Consider the following 19,029-nt stretch of genomic DNA (forward strand, 5'->3'; position numbering starts at 1 on the left):
GACTCTGCGGCAGGCCCGAATGTTTTGACGAAAGGTCAGGGAGGAGCAGTCAGTTATTCGAACTGCCCATCGGCGCGCCATGGGCCTTCACCCAGCCGAGCACGTAAAGCCGAAGCGCCGACGAGAGGTTGCTGTCCGGCCCCCGCCCATCGTCGATTTCGGCAATCAGTGCGGCAAGGCTGATGGATCGTGCAGCGGCAATGGATTTCAGGTCTTCGAAAAATTCGGCCTCCAGCGAAAAGCTGGTGCGGTGGCCGTGCAGCGTGGCGGAATGTTTGCGGATCACGCCGGCTGTCCCTGATCGATGGGTTGAAGAAGTTTTGAAAATGAGTCCGCCCGAAGGCACAAGTCATTGATCCGACTGAAACTCAGACGTTAGTCCTTGTTCGGACTGTCTGTGTTCTTGCCCTCCAGGCGCCCTTGATCAAGGCTCTTTTGAGCCTTGTCATTGAGCGCCCGGGTGAGGTTCTTTTCGTCCTTGGTGCGGCCGAACGTGATGCGGTTCTGCTCCGCCTGACGCTCTTTTTCAGAGCGCGCCTTCGTTTTTCGAAACTGGCGAAGGTTGACGACATCAGCGCTCATGGCGCCCTCTTTTGAATAGGAAACCGGTTACTGCTTCTTGCGGAAGGAATCGAGCGACACCACCGATGCGGGCTTCTTTTCCTCAGTCGTATTCTGGTCGCCTTCTGCCGCGGGCTTGGCAGCAGCGTCCACCGGATAGGCGGTGATTTCCGCCGAGGTCTCGTCTTCCTCGACCATCGGCACTTCGAATTCGAGTTCGAAGTTGACGGAGGGATCATAGAAGCCGCGGATGGCGTTGAACGGGATGACCAGGCGTTCCGGCGTATCGGAGAAGGACAGACCGATCTCGAACTGCGTATCGGTCACCTTCAGGTCCCAGAACTGGTGCTGGACGACGATGGTCATCTGCTCGACATACTTGGTCTTCAGGTGCTGCGAGATGCGCACGCCCGGCGCGCCGGTGAGGAAGGTGATGAAGAAATGATGATCACCCGGAAGCCGGCCGGTTGCGGCCACCTCGGTCAGAACCTTACGGATGACGCCACGCAATGCGTCCTGCGCCAGAATGTCGTAACGGATGTGATCCTGCCCCATAGGTGCCTTCTTCCAATCAAGTTCGTCGTGTTCCGGCGATTTGCCGTCCCCGTTATAAGACAGGTGCGCGCCGCACGGAAGTCCCGCGGTGTGCTTACTGACGATCATAGCGAAAAACTGGCAAATGGAAAAGTGAAGGCTTCTGTTGCCAGGTGCCTTCGGACCCCGCCTCAAGGGGCTAACCTAGAGGACTTGGTTCGGATTTCCCGCACCGCCGTTAGGCAGCGAGAGCATAACCCTTAGCGTTGTTGTCATTTGCAACTACACTTGTGACCCGATAACGGCGGTATCATGCCGAGCAAAAGTTCGATCTTTACGCCCTTGTCGATCCTATTTCGCCCCCATCAAAAGCCGGCCCATTTGGAATGGTTCGGCCGGTTTTTGGTGGAGGCGCCGGGTACCGCCCCCGGGTCCAATAGGTTTATTACACCGACAGTTTATTGCCATAGCCGGAGCAAGCCCCGGCACGAGTGATATAGGTGTTTTATGGGGCGCTGAAAAGGGGGGCTCCGCTTTTGTTTTCAAAGCGTTTCCGTGGGAGACGGCAATGGTTGGCGCATGGATGCGGCAGTCTCCATCGTTTGGTGAGGAATGGTGGGGAAAGTGGCCGTGCCGGGTCTGTCTATAGCCAGACCATTCCCCTATGATCGCCGCCATGAAAGGCGGGCCGAGCCCGCGCGATCGGCGTGTCGCACGCCGCAGCGGACGTCACGGCAGCGCAGAGACTTAAGGAAGATCAGATGGCGCGTCATCCGGAATATCAATATCTCGATCTCGTCGAGAGCGTGCTTGCCAAAGGCGACAGACGCATCGACCGCACCGGCGTCGGCACGCTCGCCTCCTTCGGGGCGATGATGCGCTTTGACATGTCCGATGGCACATTCCCGGTCTATACGACCAAGCGCGTCTACTGGAAGACGGCAGTCAAGGAGATGCTCTGGTTCCTGACGGGCCAGACGAACATCCGCTCGCTCCTGCAGGAAAATGTTCGCATCTGGACCGACTGGCCGCTGGACAAATATCGCAAGGCAACCGGCATCGAGATCTCGCAGCAGGACTTCGAGGCCAAGGTGCTTGAGGACGAGGAATTTGCGCTGGAATGGGGCGATCTCGGCCCGGTTTATGGCAAGCAGTGGCGTCGCTGGCTGGGGCCAGATGGCCGCGAGCACGACCAAATCGCCACTGTTGTCGAGACGCTGCGCAGCAACCCGACCAGCCGCCGCATGCTGTTCCACGCCTGGAATGTCGCTGATCTCAGCCAGATGGCGCTCAACCCCTGCCACAACTTCTACCAGTTTTTTGTGCGCGGAATGGGCGATGATGCGCCGGGGCCGGCAAAGCTGTCGCTGATGGTCGGTGTCCGCTCGAATGACCTCGGTCTTGGTAATCCGTTCAATGTCTGCCAGCAGGCAGCACTTCTCGCCATGGTGGCGCAGCAGGTGGACATGGTGCCGGATGAACTGATCTGGGTGGGCGGTGATGTCCATCTTTACCTCAACCATATCGAGCTTGCCGAAACCATCCTGAAGCGCGAGCCTCGGCCGTTCCCGAAGTTGAAGCTTCTGAGACGACCCGACAGCATCGATGGGTACCGAATCGAGGATTTCGAGGTGACGGGTTATGATCCGCACCCGCCAATCGAGGCGCCGGTGGCCGTCTGACGGGGCTTTCAGATTGCATAAGCGCAAAGTCGGTCACAATCGGCAGCGCGCGTCGTTCTCTGCCTCAATGAATGACGCGCGCCTCTTTCGCAGGATCATCTGAAAAATCCTTGCGGCATGACGGAAAGGACTTGCACAGTTTTAAGATCCGTTCTAAACGCCCGTCACCACACGCTTTTAATACCTGGTTGGCCTCGTGGCGGAGTGGTTACGCAGAGGACTGCAAATCCTTGCACCCCGGTTCGATTCCGGGCGAGGCCTCCAACCTTTTTCCAACATTATTGATACAAGAGACCGGTCGACACGCCGGCTCCTATTTTATCGCTGCGACTTTCCTTGTCCCGGAGCGGATAAGCCGCTGACGCGCCACAAAAATGGCCGCCTCATGCGGTGCAAAAGGCGGCCTTCTTGAAATCTCAACTGGCAGGAGCGCTGCTCACGCCATGCCGGCTGGGTCGCCGATCGGCATCAGTGCCGGCTGCAGCGTCGGATCGTTGGGGTTCTTGGTATCGCCCGGATCCTGCGCCGGCGTCAGCGGCGGTTTTTCCTGAGTCCGGTCTGGAACGCCGGGGGCAGGGGTCGGCCCGCGCGGACCTTCCGTCGGGTCTACCGGGGGATTGGGAAGTGTCGTTGGCATCTCTGTCTCCCTTGCATGGTCTTCTCTGTAGAGCCAACGGGTCGATCCAGGGATTGTTCCGTGGTTTTATGACGGGTGCCCATCGCTTTTTGGCAGCGCTTGCGCACAGCCGGTCTTGAAAGCCAATCGCACCCCCAGTAATGAGAAGACCACATAGACGCTTTCACGAGGCGAACGACGATGATGGATTTTGAAGCAGCACGTATCAAGATGGTCGACAATCAGGTGCGCACCACCGATGTCACCGCCCATTCCGTGCTGCGGGCCTTTCTGACGGTGCCGCGCGAGGCTTTCGTGCCGGAAAATCTGAAGGCGCTCGCCTATATCGACAATGATATCGAAGTGGCGCCCGGCCGCTACCTGATGGAAGCCTCGCCGCTGGCAAAACTCCTGCAGCTTGCCGCCGTGACCAAGGATGACGTTGTTCTGGAAGTCGGCTGCGGCACCGGTTATGCCACGGCACTGCTCTCCAAGATGGCAAGTGCTGTCGTTGCGGTCGAAAGCGATGCGGGTCTTGCCACCAAGGCCACCGAAACGCTGTCGGCGCTCGGCTGCGACAATGCCGTTGTCGTCAGCGGCGATATGGAAGCCGGTTATGCGGCCGAAGCCCCTTATGATCTCATCTTCATCAACGGTGCCGTTGAACAGGTGAGCGAACCTCTCTTTGCCCAGTTGCGCGATGGCGGTCGCCTGGTCACGGTTGTGGGTTATGGCAATGCCTCCACGGCGCGCGTCTTCCGCAAGGAAAACGGCGTGGTGTCGGAAAGCGCGTTCTTCAACACCTCGGTCAAGCCGCTTCCCGGTTTCCGCAAGGCAAAAGAATTCGTTTTCTAAGAGCCTTTTGGCAACGATTTTTCAGATGCTCGGCCCGGAAACTTTGTGTTTCCGGGCCGATTGCATTGTGGGGGCTAGGGCAGAGTTAGCACGGTCGGCCGGCGCGGCTGAGAAAGCTGTGCATCGCGCAGGCGTGACCGGGGGCGGCAATTGTGGGGTGCCACCCGCATCGCGTACACTCGAACCCGATTCGGCCCTTCCTCTTTACTCGGTATCGTGCCCTGTAAACCCGGAAACGGCCGTCGATCAAGAAATCGGGGATGAAGATGGCTCAGCCAAGTGTCGCGCGCGAACCTTCCATGGAAGAAATCCTGGCTTCGATCCGCCGGATCATCGAAAGCAATGATCCGGTTGGCGAAGGCCAGGCGCTGAGCCGCCCGCAGGGATCGCCCTTTCCCGAAACATCTTCCTTCGAGGAAGACGAAGACAGCATCGATATCTCAGACGAGATGGACGCATCCTTTGTGCCGCAAAGGGCGGCAAACGATCCGGGTCTGCCATTTTCGCAAAGTTATTCTGAACCGGCACCGCTTCGCCCGACGCTCGATGCCGCAACACGCCAGCGATTTGCCGCCGAGGCGCAATCGGCTGTAACATCCACGCCGCCGGCCCCTGCGCCGCAGCCGGAACGCAGCCTCTCGCTTGCCGATGTCGCAGCCCGCGTTCGCGCCGCAGCCGGTCGTGTGCCGGAGCCGATTTCGGCACGTGCCGCGCAGCAGGTGCCCGAGGCGCGTCCTGTCGCCGAGGTGCGCCCGTTGAGGGATGAAGCGCCGCAGGCGGTGGAAACGGTTGCTCTGCCAATGGATCGGCCAGTTGAAGAGGCGCCGCAGGTGCAGCGCATGACCGAGGTTTCCGAGGTCGAGGTAAAAGAAGAACCGGCGTCGCTGCCGGCGCGGATCGAGGATGCGGCAAGTCTCATGCTGTTATCGGAAGAGGCCGGTGCGCAGGTGGCTCGCTCGTTCAACGAACTCGCTGACATCTTCAACGGTCTCGAGCGCCAGTCGGTGGAAGACATGGCGCGCGATCTGTTGCAGCCGATGCTGCGCGAATGGCTGGATGATAACCTGCCGACGCTGGTGGAACGCCTCGTGCGCGAAGAGATCGAACGTGTGGCGCGCGGCCCGCGCCGCTGATCCAAAACGCCACCGCTTGCAAAGGGCCGCTTTTTCAAGGCGGCCTTTTTTATTGACTTGGATTTGCCAGTCCTGTTTACACCCAAGCCAACGAGAACTCGAAATCTGGTCGGAAAATGCTCGAAAAAACCTATGATTCCGCCGCCGTCGAACCGAAAATCGCAGCCGCATGGGACGAGGCCAATGCGTTTCGCGCGGGCGCCAATGCAAAGCCCGGTGCCGAAACCTTCACCATCGTCATCCCGCCGCCGAACGTGACGGGCTCGCTGCACATGGGCCATGCGCTGAACAACACGCTGCAGGACATCATGGTGCGCTTCGAGCGCATGCGCGGCAAGGACGTGTTGTGGCAGCCGGGCATGGACCATGCGGGCATCGCAACGCAGATGGTGGTCGAGCGCAAGCTGATGGAAGCGCAGCTTCCCGGCCGCCGCGCCATGGGCCGTGAGGCCTTCATCGACAAGGTCTGGGAGTGGAAGGACGAATCGGGCGGTTTGATCTTCAACCAGCTGAAACGCCTTGGCGCCTCCTGTGACTGGTCGCGCGAACGCTTCACCATGGATGAGGGCCTGTCCAAGGCGGTTCTCGAAGTGTTCGTCACGCTCTACAAGCAGGGCCTGATCTATCGCGGCAAGCGTCTGGTCAACTGGGACCCGCAGTTCGAGACGGCGATCTCCGACATCGAGGTGGAGAACCGCGAAGTCGACGGCCACATGTGGCATTTCAAGTATCTGCTGGCTGGCGGCGAAACCTACACCTATGTGGAAAAGGATGCCGACGGCACGATCACGCTGCAGGAAGAGCGCAATTACATCTCGATTGCGACGACTAGGCCCGAAACCATGCTGGGCGATGGCGCGGTGGCCGTCCACCCGTCAGACGCGCGTTATGCCGCCATCGTCGGCAAGCTCTGTGAAATTCCTGTTGGCCCCAAGGAACATCGCCGCCTGATCCCGATCATCACGGATGAATATCCGGACCCGACCTTTGGCTCGGGCGCGGTGAAAATCACCGGCGCCCACGATTTTAATGACTATCAGGTCGCCAAGCGCAACAACATTCCGCTCTACCGGCTGATGGACGGCCAGGCGCAGATGCGCGCCGATGGCGAGGACTATGCCACGTGCGCTGCGCAGGCGCAGGCGTTTGCGCGCAGCGGCGATCTGCCCGGCGAAGCGGAAGTCGACGAGATCAACCTCGTTCCGGAAGAGTATCGCGGTCTCGACCGTTACGAGGCGCGCAAGCGCATCGTCGATGCGATCAATGCCGAAGGCCTTGCCGTCACCGTCAAGGATGCCGAAGGCAATGATGTGCCTTACGTCGAAAACAAGAAGATCATGCAGCCTTTTGGCGATCGCTCCAACGTCGTCATCGAGCCGATGCTGACCGACCAGTGGTTTGTCGATGCCAAGACGCTGGCCGAACCGGCGATCGCTTCCGTGCGCGAAGGCCGCACCAAATTCGTGCCAAAAAACTGGGACAAGACCTATTTCGAGTGGATGGAAAACATCCAGCCCTGGTGCATTTCGCGCCAGCTCTGGTGGGGTCACCAGATCCCCGCCTGGTATGGTCCTGACGGTCAGTGTTTTGTTGAAAAGAGCGAGGAAGAAGCCCTCGACGCCGCCATCCAGCATTACCTGGCACATGAAGGCCCATGGAAGGCCTGGGTGCAGGAGAAGCTGGAAAACTTCAAGCCCGGCGAAATCCTGATCCGCGACGAGGATGTTCTCGACACCTGGTTCTCGTCTGCGCTTTGGCCTTTCTCGACGCTCGGATGGCCCGATCAGACGCCGGAGCTTGCCCGTTATTATCCGACCAATGTGCTGGTGACAGGCTTCGATATCATTTTCTTCTGGGTCGCCCGCATGATGATGATGGGCCTGCACTTCATGAAGGACGAGGACGGCAACCCCGTCGAGCCGTTCAACACGGTTTATGTGCATGCGCTGGTGCGCGACAAGACCGGCCAGAAGATGTCGAAGTCGAAGGGCAACGTCATCGATCCGCTCGACCTGATCGACGAATACGGCGCCGATGCGCTGCGCTTTACGCTCGCCATCATGGCAGCGCAGGGGCGTGACGTGAAGCTTGATCCGGCCCGCATCGCCGGCTACCGCAACTTTGGCACCAAGCTGTGGAACGCCACGCGCTTTGCCGAAATGAACGGCGTCAAGCGCGATCCGAACTTCCTGCCGCAGGCCGCCACCCAGACGGTCAACCGCTGGATCCTCACCGAGCTTTCGGCAACGATTGCCGAGGTCACGACGGCCATCGAGACGCAGCGCTTCAACGATGCCGCCGTCAGCCTCTACCGCTTCGTGTGGAACCAGGTCTGTGACTGGTATCTGGAATTGCTGAAGCCGATCTTCTCCGGCGAAGACGAAGTGGCCAAGGCCGAAGCGCAGGGCTGTGTCGCCTATGTGCTGGAGGAATCCTACAAGCTTCTGCATCCGTTCATGCCATTCATGACGGAAGAGCTGTGGGAGCACAGCGCCGGCGAGGGTGAGACGCGCGGCGGATTGTTGTGCCATGCCGACTGGCCGCTGCCGGGTTTTGAGGATGCAGCCGCTGCCTCCGAAATCAACTGGCTGGTCGATCTCGTCACCGGCCTTCGTTCGGCGCGCTCGGAAATGAACGTGCCGCCCTCGGCCAAGGCGCCGCTGATCGTGGTGGGTGCCACGGCGCTCACGGAAGGCCGCCTGCAGCGCCATGAGGCCGCCATCATGCGGCTGGCGCGCGTTGAAAGCATTGCGCTGGCGACGGAGGCTCCACGTGGGGCCGCCCAGGTGGTGATCGGCGAGGCAACCGCCTGCCTGCCGCTCGGCAGCCTGATCGACCTCTCGGCCGAACGCGCCCGCATCGAAAAGGCACTGGGCAAGACGGCGGCCGACATCGAGCGTGGCGAGAAGAAACTCGGTAACGAGAAATTCGTCGCCAATGCCGATCCGGAGGTCGTTGCTGCCGAACGCGAGCGGCTGGCGGAACTGGGCGTGCAGCGCGCAAGCCTTGAAACGGCGCTCCAGCGCATCAACGAAGCCGGGTAACACCCGTTTCGAATCAACTGCACTGATCCGGCCCCGCCAGCGTCCTGCAGGCGGGGCCGGTTCCGTTTTGGGACGGCGGCGGCAACGCTGCGATGTCGGGGTGCCCATGGCTGCGCTGAGAGATTGTGTCTTTTGTGTTTTTTCAGCAACGCTTGTGCCAGAATGAAGAATGATCTTCTGGGAAAACCTGCGTTTTCGCAAAAATCGTAGAAAAAAATACGCCTGGGAGGGTTTATGGCTCCTTGTCCTCGGAAATTTACGTAAATCGGGCAAGTGGGGTGTTGCGGTGCGGCATGGAATTGAGAAGTTGTCTTTCAAACACATACAGTTAGGCTTGTTTGCATATGTGCAGGGGAGTGAAAGACACATGACAAGCAAATTGATCTGCAGAGGAGTGCTGGCCACTGTTGCCGCCGCAGCTCTGCACACCGCAGCTGCAGCAGGGGGGCTGGAGCGCGGTGGCTACAACATCGATCTTCTGTTCGATCCATCAACGGTGGCGGCTGAAGCAACAAGCACCTATGTAATGCCGCAGCGCAAGGTCAAGAACGTTCAGGATACCAACAGTGCGAATGGCCTGGGGTCCAATGGAGCCAACGGCGGGACAACGACCGCGGATGATTCCGAAAGCTATTGGGTGCCGCGTATCGGTATCAAGGCTGCCATCGGCGACGGTGTAGATTGTATGGCGGACTATTCGCAACCATGGGGCGCTCACACCAAGCCCGGCGCAAATTGGCGCGGCGCCAACGATAATATCGAAACCAAGGTGGAGAGTGACGCTTACGCGGTAACCTGCTCCTACCGTTTCGACATGGGGCCGGGCCAGCTGCGGTTGATCGGCGGCGGTGTCTATCAGGAAGTCGAGGGGTTCAAGGATCGCCTCGTCGTTCCCGATGCTGCCACATCATTCGGCAATGGCGTTGGACGGCTCAAGCTCGCGGGAGACGGCTGGGGCTGGCGCGCCGGTCTTGCCTATGAAATTCCCGAATATGCCTTCCGGGCCAGCCTCGTCTACAACAGTGAGGTGAAGTTTGATGACATCACCGGCACGCTGAACCTGTCTCAGGTCAATGGTCAGGTGTATAATATCTTCGGATCCCAGGCGATGCCGGATTCGCTGGAGTTGAAGGTGCAGACGGGCGTGGCGCCCGGCTGGCTGGTGTTCGGTTCGGCGAAATGGGTTGACTGGAGCCAGTTGCAGACCGTTCCGTTCTGCGTGGTCGGCAGCACGAGCAACTGCACCACCGCAAATGACATCACCAACCTGCCGCTCGGCTTCCGCGATGGCTGGACGCTGTCCGGGGGCGTCGGGCACAAGTTCAACGAACAGTGGAGCGGCGCGCTCAGCCTCACCTGGGATCGCGGCACGTCGCAGGGTTTTGGCACACAGACGGATACCTGGAGCGTCGGTGCCGGTCTTGCCTATCAGCCGAACAAGAATGTCGAAATCCGCCTTGCCGGCGTGCTCGGCGTCCTGACCGGCGGGTCTTCCGGTCCGGTGACGCTGGGCGGCGAAAGCTACGGCAATGAAATCCGCTACAGCTTTGACGACGATCTGGTCGCCGCCATTTCGACGTCCCTCAAGGTTCGCTTCTGAAGGTTGTCCGATTTTCGACAAGGCCCGGTGCTTGCGCCGGGCCTTTTGACGTTTACCGGGAATACTGTGCTGCTTTCGCGTTTTGTGACGATTCGGCAACAGATTCTTACGACAATCATCCGTAGTATTGTCGTCGGCCTTAATGTCTATTTCCCGCCACAAACGAGGAGCAGCGATAGGGCCGACAAGAAGAGCGGACCTGCGGGGGCGGGGGCGCATATCGGAGTATCATGGGCGAATTCTTCAGTGAAATGCCGTGGATGGCCAGTGCGAGCGCTTGCTCTGCCGGGTGTCTCCGCGTGCCACCACACATTGCAGGAACGGGTCGCAGTATTGCCGAAAACGCGTTCTATCCTCTGAACATCCGGAAACGGCAAAGGCCGATGTTTCCGGCTTGCACCGGGTTCGCGATTACCGGTGTCAATGATCGTTTGTTCGGAGTACGTGCATGACCCTTATTGTGATCTGCGGCCACACCTATCAGGCAGACAAATCGAAATCGATGCTTTCGCGCACACTCCGATCAAACACCGGCATGGTTAAGGAAGTCTGAACATGCCGCTCATTATCCACCGTTCGATGGGCTCCTGGGCCGCCGGACTGATGCTGGCGGTGACAGCCTTCAGCCCTTGTGCGGCGTTCGACATCAATGCCGGCGTCAGCAAGGAATCCGGTCCCTTCGATCTGTTCAAGTTCGGTTTCAAGGCCTACAAGAACGGCCAGAAGCAGGATGCGGTCGAGGCCTATAAATATGCCGCCGAAAAGGGGCATACGGGTTCGCGCTGGGCACTTGCCAACATGTATGCCTTTGGCGATGGCGTGGCGAAGAATGATTTCGAAGCCTTCAAGATCTACAACGAGATTGCAAGCCAGGGCGTCGAGCCCGGCTCGGAAGACACCGGCTTCTTCGTTAATGCCCTGCTGTCGCTGGCCGATTATTACCGTCACGGCATTCCGGGCTCGCCGGTGCGGGTGGACCTGTCGCAGGCCCGCCAGCTCTATTTCCAGGCGGCGTCTACTTTTGGCGTTGCCGAGGCGCAGTTCCAGCTGGCCAAGATGATCATGGCCGGCGAGGGCGGTGCGCCGAACATGCAGCAGGCCAAGAAGTGGCTGAACCAGGCGCGCAAGAGCGGCCATGCCGGCGCCATGGCGGTGTTTGGCAATGTGCTGTTCGAAGAGGGCCAGACGGTACGCGGCCTTGCATTCCTCACCGCAGCGCTTGACCGCTGTACCCAGAAGGATTGTCTCTGGATGCAGCAGCTGCAGGAAGATGCGTTTTCGCTGTCGAGCGAGCACGACCGCCGCACGGCCATCGTGCTGTCGCAGCAGTTTGCCGCCAATGGCGGGGACGAATAACCGTTCAAGGCAGAGATGATTGCCCCGGCACGTCAAAGGACGAGCCGGTGGCACGGCGCGCGGCGCTTACGCTGTTGATTACGCCGTAAAGTCGAAATAACCGACCACCGGCACGTGGTCTGAAGGTTTTTCCCAGGCGCGCACGGTCTTTTCGATCGACGTTGCCGTCAGCCGGTCGGCAGCTTCCGGCGACAGCATCAGGTGATCGATGCGGATGCCGTTATTCTTCTGCCAGGCGCCGGCCTGATAATCCCAGAATGTGTAGAGTTTCGTCTGGTCGCTGGTGGCGCGCACGGCGTCCGTCAGGCCGAGATTTTCGAGCCGGCGGAAGGCTGCCCGCGTCTGCGGCAGGAAGAGCGCATCGGTTGCCCACACCTTTGGATCGAAGCAGTCGTGCGGTTCGGGAATGACATTATAGTCGCCGGCCAGGATCAGCGGCTCCTCCAGCGTCAGGCGCTGTTCGGCGTGGCGGCGCAAGCGCTCCATCCAGGCAAGCTTGTAGGGGTATTTGACCGGATCGTCCGAAGGGTTGCCGTTCGGCAGGTAGATCGAGGCAACCCGCACCACGCCTGACTTCCAAGAAAACACCGCTTCGATATAACGCGACTGTTCGTCGGTCTCGTCGCCCGGCAGGCCGCGCATCACGTCTTCCGGCTTCAGCTTGGAGAGGATCGCCACGCCATTAAAGCCCTTCTGGCCGTGCGTCTCGACATGATAACCGAGCGCTTCGATCTCCAGGCGGGGGAAACCCTCGTCCACCGACTTGATTTCCTGCAGGCAGACGATGTCTGGCGAAAAATCGGTCAGCCATTGGCACAGGTTCTCGATGCGCGCCTTGATGCCGTTGATGTTCCAGGTGGCGATTTTCATGCGTCGGTCCCTCTCGTCGGTTCCTTTTAACGCATGGACGGGCGAGGGGAAGCGGCAAAAGCCGTTCTCCTCAACCGTTGAAAGCTTCAGATGGAGAAACTGGTGCCGCAGCCGCAGCTTGCCACGGCATTCGGGTTCTTGATCTGGAACGACTGGCCGAGCAGGTTGTCGACGAAATCGATCTCGGATCCGGCCATGTAGACAAGCGATATGCTGTCGATCAGAACCTTGGCCTCGCCGCGTGCGACAATGACGTCGTCGTCTGTCTCGGCGTCGGTGAGATCGAACTTGTAGGAAAAGCCGGAACAGCCGCCGCCTTCGACGGAGACGCGCAGCGCCTTGTTGCTGGAATCGGCGCTGACGATCTGGGCGATGCGCTTTGCTGCGGCTTCGGAGAGGGTGACGGTGGTTTCGGTCATGATTTTTGCCTTCCTGCCGGGTTCAAGGCCCGGAGATTGCTGTCATCGGCTTTGCGCCGTTGTTGCTCTATAGGTATGAAGGGTTAAATCAGGCGTCAATGGGTGCTTCGCACCTCTGGCACGAAGTTGGGTGCAAAACAGGTTTAAGCATGACGATCGACACACGCAGTCTGGGATTTGGCTCCGGCGAACGCGCCATCTATGCATCCGATCCCTGGTCGTCACGCGGCCGCCTTTTTCCCGAAAGCTCCAGCCTGACCCGGTCCGAATTCCAGCGTGACCGCGACCGCATCGTGCATACGACCGCATTTCGCCGGCTGAAGCACAAGACGCAGGTGTTCATCGGCGTCGACGGCGATCATTACCGCACGCGTCTCACCCATACGATCGAGGTGGCGCAGATTGCCCGTGCCCTGGCGCGCGCGCTGAAGATCGATGAGGATCTCGCTGAAGGCGTGGCGCTCGTTCACGATTTCGGCCACACGCCGTTTGGCCATACCGGCGAAGACGCGCTGGACGAGATGCTGAAACCCTATGGCGGTTTCGATCACAATGCCCAGTCGCTGCGCATCGTTACCAAGCTGGAGCGCCGTTATGCCGAGTTCGACGGCATCAACCTCACCTGGGAAAGCCTCGAAGGCCTCGTCAAGCACAACGGGCCGCTGATGGATGCAGAGGGAACCGGGCTCAAAGGCCCCGTGCCGCAGCCGATCCTCGATTATTGCGAGCTGAACGACCTGGAGCTTGCAAGCTTTGCAAGCCTCGAGGCGCAGGTGGCCGCCATTGCCGATGATATCGCCTACAATACCCACGATATCGATGACGGCCTGCGCTCCGGTTATCTCACTTTCGAGATGCTGGAGGACGTGCCTTTCCTTGCCGACATGATGGCCGAGGTCCGGGCAAAATATCCGGTTCTGGAGCCGGCGCGTTTTGCCAACGAGATCATGCGTCGACAGATCACCCATATGGTCGAGGATGTGATTTCGGTGGCGCAGGCGCGCCTCGATGCGCTTGCCCCGGAAAATGTCGGGGATATCCGTGCGGCAGATCAGGTGGTCGCGACCTTCTCCGACGAGATGGCAAGGACGGACAAGGCGATCAAGAAGCTGTTGTTCTCGCGCATCTATCGCCATCCCGAAATCATGCGGATCCGCGCCGGTGCAGCCCAGATCGTCACCGACCTTTTCGGTGCCTACATGGCAGACCCCTCGCAGATGCAGAGCCATTATTGGGTGAGCCACATGGCAGGGCTTGGCGAGGCGGCAAAGGCGCGCCATGTGGGCGATTATCTGGCGGGGATGACCGATACCTATGCGGTGAAAGCCCACCGCCGGATGTTTGACCATACCCCCGAATTGGGCTAGGCACCCCACCAACAGAACCTCTGGACGGCTTGCGCCGTCGTTTGCGCGGATAAACACCCATGAACCTTTTCGCTGATTTCGAAGTCCGGATCAAAAACGCCCTCGAGACCCTCGACATCATCAGGGAAAAGCGCGACCTCGTCGATTTCAGCCGCCTCACCATCGAGCCGCCGCGCGACGCAAGCCATGGCGACGTGGCAACCAATGCCGCAATGGTGCTGGCAAAGCCGCTCGGCACAAATCCGCGCGCGCTGGCCGATGTCATCGCTGAAAAGCTGAAGGAAGATGCCGACGTCGTTGATGTGACGGTGGCTGGTCCCGGCTTTATCAATATCCGCCTGTCGCAGAACTACTGGCAGCGCCTGCTTGCCTCCGTCATCCGCGCCGGCACCGATTACGGCCGCTCGAGCGTGGGGGCGGGCAAGAAGGTGAACGTCGAGTTCGTTTCCGCCAACCCGACCGGCCCCATGCATGTCGGCCATTGCCGTGGTGCGGTCGTTGGCGATGCGTTGGCAAACCTCATGGAATTTGCCGGCTACGAAGTGGCCAAGGAATATTACATCAACGATGCCGGCTCGCAGATCGATGTGCTCGCCCGCTCCGTTTTCCTGCGTTACCGGGAAGCGCTGGGTGAAACCATTGGCGACATCCCGCCGGGCCTTTATCCCGGCGATTATCTGGTGCCGGTCGGCGAGGCGCTCGCCAAGGAGTTTGGCACGCGGCTGCACAATATGCCGCCGGAAGAGTGGATGCCGCTGGTCAAGGACCGCGCCATCGACGCCATGATGGTGATGATCCGTTCCGATCTCGAGGCGCTGAACGTAAAGCACGACGTGTTCTATTCGGAACGCACGCTGCATGCCGATGGCGCTGCCCGCATTCGCCAGGCGATCAACGACCTCACCTTCAAGGGCCATGTCTATCGCGGCACGCTGCCGCCGCCGAAGGGCCAGCTGCCGGAAGATTGGGAAGACCGCGAACAGACGCTGTTCCGCTCCACCGAGGTGGGCGACGATATTGACCGCCCGCTGATCAAGTCGGATGGAAGCTACACCTATTTTGCCGCCGACGTTGCCTATTTCAAGGACAAGTTCGATCGCGGTTATGACGAGATGATCTATGTGCTCGGTGCCGATCACGGCGGTTACGTCAAGCGGCTGGAAGCCGTGGCGCGTGCCGTCTCCGGCGGTTCGGCCAAGCTCACCGTCCTGCTCTGCCAGCTGGTGAAACTCTATCGCGACGGCGAGCCGGTGAAGATGTCGAAGCGTTCAGGCGATTTCGTCACGCTGCGTGAAGTGGTGGACGAGGTCGGCCGCGATCCCGTGCGCTTCATGATGCTCTACCGGAAGAACTCCGAGCCGCTGGATTTCGATTTTGCCAAGGTGACCGAACACTCCAAGGAAAATCCGGTCTTTTACGTGCAGTATGCCCATGCCCGCTGCATGTCGATTTTCCGCCAGGCGAACGAAGCATTTCCGGATCTTGACATCGAATCAGTTGATCTGTCCGCTGCCGTTTCCGGCGTGACTGATTCGGCGGAAATGCAGTTGATTGCCAAAATTGCCGAATATCCGCGCCTGATCGAGGCTGCAGCCCTGTCCCAGGAGCCGCATCGGCTTGCTTTTTACCTTTATGATCTGGCAAGTTCCTTCCATGCGCATTGGAATAAGGGCAAAGACAACCCTGACTTACGGTTTGTTAAGGATAACGACCGAAACTCCACCATCGCCAGGCTCGGGCTTGTGCGTGCCGTCGCTTCTGTCTTGAAGTCCGGGCTGTCCATTACAGGCACAGCCGCTCCGGACGAGATGCGATAGTCACGCCACCATTTCCCCATAATGCGCTGGCAGATGGTTGTGTTAGCGTAGGTGAGTGGACGAAGGTATGGCAGACAACAGCGTTGCACTTGGCCGTGGTAGCGGACCGGATCTCTTTGCCGATGACGATCCGTTGGCGGAGCTTGCGCGGATTGCCGGTTACGACGAGCGGCCCTCGCAAAGGTTCCAGCCCAATGCGAGGCAGGCGGAAATGCCTGGCTCCCAGAGCCGCCGTGAACCGGCCTTCAATCTTGAAGACGAATTGCTGCGCGAATTCGAAAGTTACGAGGCGCCCCGTCTCGACCCTTCGGATGACCTGCCGCTCGACGCGCCTGTTGCCGATGCTGCAAATCCGAATGTGCGCAGGCCGGACGCCGATCACTCTCGTCGGTCGTATTCTTTGGATGACTATCCGGAGCCGGCGCGCGTAACAGAGCCACGCGGTCGCGATCCGTTTGCCGATCTGGACGATCTTGATGCCGGGCAAGTGCCGCAGGCTTCACCCGCACCGTCGGCCGACGCGACGTTTTCGCAAGGCAGGCATAGTGAAGGTTCAAGCGACTGGAACCGCCACGTTGTTCAGCCGGACCGTGTCGTAGAGCCCGCCTTTGATCGCGCGGATCCGTCCGATCTTGACCCTGTCTTGCGCAATGCCGATCCCGTCCGCGCTGTACCGGAACCGTCCGTCGCGCAGCCGGTGATGGATGAAAATTTCGAACTGGATCTGATTTCGGAACTGGAGACATCTCTGGTGGCAGCGCCGGTGCCGGTTGCGCGCAAAACCTCGTCGCGCCCGCCGGCGAAGGCTTACGAGCCGGGTTTCCGCATGCCGCTTGCCAATTTCCACCGCGCGCCGGAACGCACGGGCGAACCGCCGATGACGGCCGCGCCCTCGGCGCCGGCCGAACCGCGTTTCGAACAGACGCCTTTGGACATGGCCGGGGAAGAACCGGGTTGGGACATGCGTGCCGCCCCGCCATCTTCCTTCGAGCAGCCTGCCTTCGAACAGCTCGCTCCGGCAGGTGCTGAGCCGCGATCCGATTTGTTCGATCCGGAATTGCTGCCATCCGATTTCGCCCGTGATGTGCCTGACGTTCAGACGTTCGAGCCGGTATCGGCGCCTTCGAACGCAGCGCCGAAGGAGCGGTTCTCGCCCCAGGAAGAGCCTGTTTACGACGTCGGTCACTACGCCGCGCGGTCTTCGCAGCCACGAGCGCCTGACGTGGCGGAACCGGCGTTTGCGCCGCATGGCCTGGATATGGCGCCGGCCGCGAAAAAGGAACCGGCACCGCTCGACCTGTTGAACGAGGACGATTTCGAGCTGTCTCTTGAGGAGCTGGAACTCGATTTTTCTGACCTTCTGGCCGATGAGCCGCGCGCACCGGCACCGTCTTCGACGGCGGCAGCTGCACCCGCGCGGCCGCCGGCTCCGGTCGAACTCCCGGCCGCCACGCGCGAGGCAATGCCGTCCGCTGCCGTTGCGCCCGCCCCGTTTGCGGCCCGTCCTCAGGCGGTCGCACCGTCGGTCAGCCCCGTCGTGCCGGCGTTCCTGGCGTCTTCCCGCTCTGCGGCGGGGATGGCGGAGCAGCCGTCGCCCGTTTCAACGCGTGCCGCAGCGGTGTCTGCGCCGGTTCCGGATGTCGCGCCGGATGCCTTCGACCCCGCACTTTTTGCCGATACCGAGGAAATGCTGGAAAGCGTTCCTGATCTCAATGTGCCGGATTTGCCGGTGCATGAGCCGGAGCAGCGCCCCGTCGTCCATTCGGATTTCGACCTGCATCTTGATCAGGAACTGGCTTCGCTGTTTGAAACGCACACCGCTCAACCGGCAGGCACGCGCGAAACGCCCAGAAGCCGGGCGACGCCGAGCGCTGCCCAGTCGATAGCCGCCGTCGCGCCAGCCCCGCAGCAGCCGCTGACGGCGAATGAATTCGATGATTTTGAACGGGCGCTGGAAGAGGATTTCCGCCGCACACTCTCGCAGCCCATCCAGCCCGGCCGTTCCGATGGCCCGGATGAGGGGGAGGAGGATCTGGAGGCCTATTACGAGGCGCCGCGCCGCACAGTTGCGCGCTGGATCGTGCCGGCTTCCGTTGCCGGTCTCGTGCTGGTGGCGGGCGTCTCCGCCTATGCCTGGTATGCCGGTGGCACATCGGGCATCAGCGGCAATGGTGCCCCGGTGGTGATTGCCGCTGATACGGATGCGGTGAAGGTTGCGCCGGAAAATCCGGGCGGCAAGACAGTGCCGAACCAGGACAAGGCGGTTTATGACCGTGTTGCCGGTGGCGCACTGAACGACCCCAAGCAGTCCTCGCTGATTTCCTCCGACGAGCAGCCGATGGACGTGGTGCAGAAGACGCTGATGCCCGACAACCTGCCGATGGAAGGCGAGGAAGACGGCGCTGAAACGGCATCGACGGAGGTGGGTGACACTCAGGATCCACGCCTGCTGCCGCAGCAGGCCGCGGCACAATCCGGCCAGCAGGCCGGTGACCAGCTTGCCGTGATGCCACGTCGGGTGAAGACCATGATCGTGCGTCCGGATGGAACGCTAGTCGAGCAGGTGTCGGACGTTCCGGCGCAGGCGTCGACGCCGGCACGTCCGGTCCGGGCCGAAACCGTTGCTGCATCACCGGCACTCGCCGAGCCCAAATCGGTGGCAGGCATCACGCCGATCTCCCAGCCGCAGGGTACGGCACCCACCGAGCTGGCAAGCGTCGATGTGGAACAGACGACCGCGCTCACCGGCACGCAGGACGCAGCAGCGTCTGAAACGACACCTGCGCCGCAGTTTGCAGCGCCTGTTCCGACGGCTCGGCCCTCGCGCCAGCCGACGAATGTCGTGGCGACCGCTGCCGATGCTGTCGCACGCCCGATCCAGGCTTCCGCGCCGGCTTCAGCACCGGCTGCCTCCTCGGGGGCCGGCGGCTACTATATCCAGGTGGCATCGCTGCCGAGTGAGGCGGAAGCGCAGAAATCCTACGCCAATATCTCCAGCAAGTTTGCAAGCGTTGTGTCCGGGCGGGCTCATGACATTGCCCGCGCAGACATTGCCGGCAAGGGCACCTATTACCGGGTGCGCATCGCTGCCGGTTCCACCAAGGATGAGGCCGCAGCGCTCTGCGAACGCTACCGCGCTGCCGGCGGCACCTGCCTGATCGCCCGATAAACATGC

The 19,029-nt window shown here is 60.6% G+C and carries 15 protein-coding genes, 1 tRNA gene and 1 other RNA gene; 10 read left to right on the forward strand and 7 right to left on the reverse strand.

The window, feature by feature from the left end; genetic code table 11:
- Positions 1-49: 49 nt before the first annotated feature.
- The 4 genes from AC4CWH_RS04500 to ssrA all read right to left on the reverse strand — a co-directional run bounded on the left by AC4CWH_RS04500 (position 50) and on the right by ssrA (position 1,621).
- A complete protein-coding gene (locus tag AC4CWH_RS04500) occupies positions 50-286 on the reverse strand; it encodes a ribbon-helix-helix domain-containing protein (RefSeq protein ID WP_491320569.1) in 237 nt (78 codons plus the stop codon).
- Between the two features lie 89 nt (positions 287-375).
- Positions 376-582, reverse strand: coding sequence for a DUF4169 family protein (locus AC4CWH_RS04505; RefSeq protein WP_491320570.1), 207 nt, complete (start codon positions 580-582; stop codon positions 376-378).
- Between the two features lie 27 nt (positions 583-609).
- On the reverse strand, positions 610-1,116 hold the full coding sequence (locus tag AC4CWH_RS04510) for an SspB family protein (RefSeq protein WP_491320571.1): 507 nt from the start codon (positions 1,114-1,116) through the stop codon (positions 610-612).
- A gap of 131 nt (positions 1,117-1,247) precedes the next feature.
- Positions 1,248-1,621: a transfer-messenger RNA gene (gene ssrA, locus AC4CWH_RS04515) on the reverse strand.
- Positions 1,622-1,856: 235 nt separating this feature from the next.
- Here ssrA and thyA point away from each other — a divergent pair.
- Positions 1,857-2,777 carry a thymidylate synthase gene (thyA, locus tag AC4CWH_RS04520; RefSeq protein ID WP_491320572.1) on the forward strand — a complete coding sequence of 307 codons (921 nt, stop codon included), beginning with the start codon at positions 1,857-1,859 and terminating at the stop codon, positions 2,775-2,777.
- Positions 2,778-2,967: 190 nt separating this feature from the next.
- Positions 2,968-3,041, forward strand: a tRNA-Cys gene (locus AC4CWH_RS04525).
- A gap of 172 nt (positions 3,042-3,213) precedes the next feature.
- On the opposite strand, the gene AC4CWH_RS04530 is transcribed toward AC4CWH_RS04525, so the two are convergent.
- A complete protein-coding gene (locus tag AC4CWH_RS04530) occupies positions 3,214-3,414 on the reverse strand; it encodes a hypothetical protein (protein WP_491284462.1) in 201 nt (66 codons plus the stop codon).
- Positions 3,415-3,597: 183 nt separating this feature from the next.
- Here AC4CWH_RS04530 and AC4CWH_RS04535 point away from each other — a divergent pair, with 183 nt between their 5' ends.
- The 5 genes from AC4CWH_RS04535 to exoR all read left to right on the forward strand — a co-directional run bounded on the left by AC4CWH_RS04535 (position 3,598) and on the right by exoR (position 11,381).
- Positions 3,598-4,248: a protein-L-isoaspartate O-methyltransferase family protein gene (locus AC4CWH_RS04535; RefSeq protein ID WP_491321350.1), complete on the forward strand. Its 651-nt coding sequence runs from the start codon at positions 3,598-3,600 to the stop codon at positions 4,246-4,248.
- Between the two features lie 266 nt (positions 4,249-4,514).
- The gene (locus AC4CWH_RS04540) at positions 4,515-5,381 is read left to right on the forward strand and encodes a PopZ family protein (protein WP_491320573.1); all 867 of its coding nucleotides are present in this window, start codon (positions 4,515-4,517) and stop codon (positions 5,379-5,381) included.
- Between the two features lie 116 nt (positions 5,382-5,497).
- The gene (locus AC4CWH_RS04545; RefSeq protein ID WP_491320574.1) at positions 5,498-8,425 is read left to right on the forward strand and encodes a valine--tRNA ligase; all 2,928 of its coding nucleotides are present in this window, start codon (positions 5,498-5,500) and stop codon (positions 8,423-8,425) included.
- Between the two features lie 367 nt (positions 8,426-8,792).
- Positions 8,793-10,025 (forward strand): OmpP1/FadL family transporter, encoded by a 1,233-nt coding sequence (locus tag AC4CWH_RS04550; protein WP_491321351.1) that lies wholly within the window; start codon positions 8,793-8,795, stop codon positions 10,023-10,025.
- Positions 10,026-10,604: 579 nt separating this feature from the next.
- Complete coding sequence (gene exoR / locus AC4CWH_RS04555) at positions 10,605-11,381, forward strand: exopolysaccharide production regulator ExoR (RefSeq protein WP_491321352.1); 777 nt, start codon at positions 10,605-10,607, stop codon at positions 11,379-11,381.
- Between the two features lie 78 nt (positions 11,382-11,459).
- Here the strand turns inward: exoR and xth are convergent, their stop codons facing one another.
- Together xth and erpA are read right to left on the reverse strand one after the other, a co-directional pair.
- Positions 11,460-12,251 carry an exodeoxyribonuclease III gene (gene xth / locus AC4CWH_RS04560; RefSeq protein WP_491320575.1) on the reverse strand — a complete coding sequence of 264 codons (792 nt, stop codon included), beginning with the start codon at positions 12,249-12,251 and terminating at the stop codon, positions 11,460-11,462.
- Positions 12,252-12,337: 86 nt separating this feature from the next.
- Entirely contained in the window at positions 12,338-12,670 is a 333-nt protein-coding gene (erpA, locus tag AC4CWH_RS04565; protein ID WP_491320576.1) for an iron-sulfur cluster insertion protein ErpA, read from the reverse strand.
- Between the two features lie 149 nt (positions 12,671-12,819).
- On the opposite strand from erpA, the gene AC4CWH_RS04570 reads away from it, so the two are divergent.
- The 3 genes from AC4CWH_RS04570 to AC4CWH_RS04580 all read left to right on the forward strand — a co-directional run bounded on the left by AC4CWH_RS04570 (position 12,820) and on the right by AC4CWH_RS04580 (position 19,023).
- Positions 12,820-14,037 carry a deoxyguanosinetriphosphate triphosphohydrolase gene (locus tag AC4CWH_RS04570; RefSeq protein ID WP_491320577.1) on the forward strand — a complete coding sequence of 406 codons (1,218 nt, stop codon included), beginning with the start codon at positions 12,820-12,822 and terminating at the stop codon, positions 14,035-14,037.
- A 59-nt stretch (positions 14,038-14,096) separates the two neighbouring features.
- Positions 14,097-15,854 (forward strand): arginine--tRNA ligase, encoded by a 1,758-nt coding sequence (argS, locus tag AC4CWH_RS04575; RefSeq protein WP_491320578.1) that lies wholly within the window; start codon positions 14,097-14,099, stop codon positions 15,852-15,854.
- Between the two features lie 67 nt (positions 15,855-15,921).
- The gene (locus AC4CWH_RS04580) at positions 15,922-19,023 is read left to right on the forward strand and encodes an SPOR domain-containing protein (protein ID WP_491320579.1); all 3,102 of its coding nucleotides are present in this window, start codon (positions 15,922-15,924) and stop codon (positions 19,021-19,023) included.
- Positions 19,024-19,029: the final 6 nt, after the last annotated feature.

The sequence above is a fragment of the Neorhizobium sp. PAMB6716 genome (genome assembly GCF_058242805.1).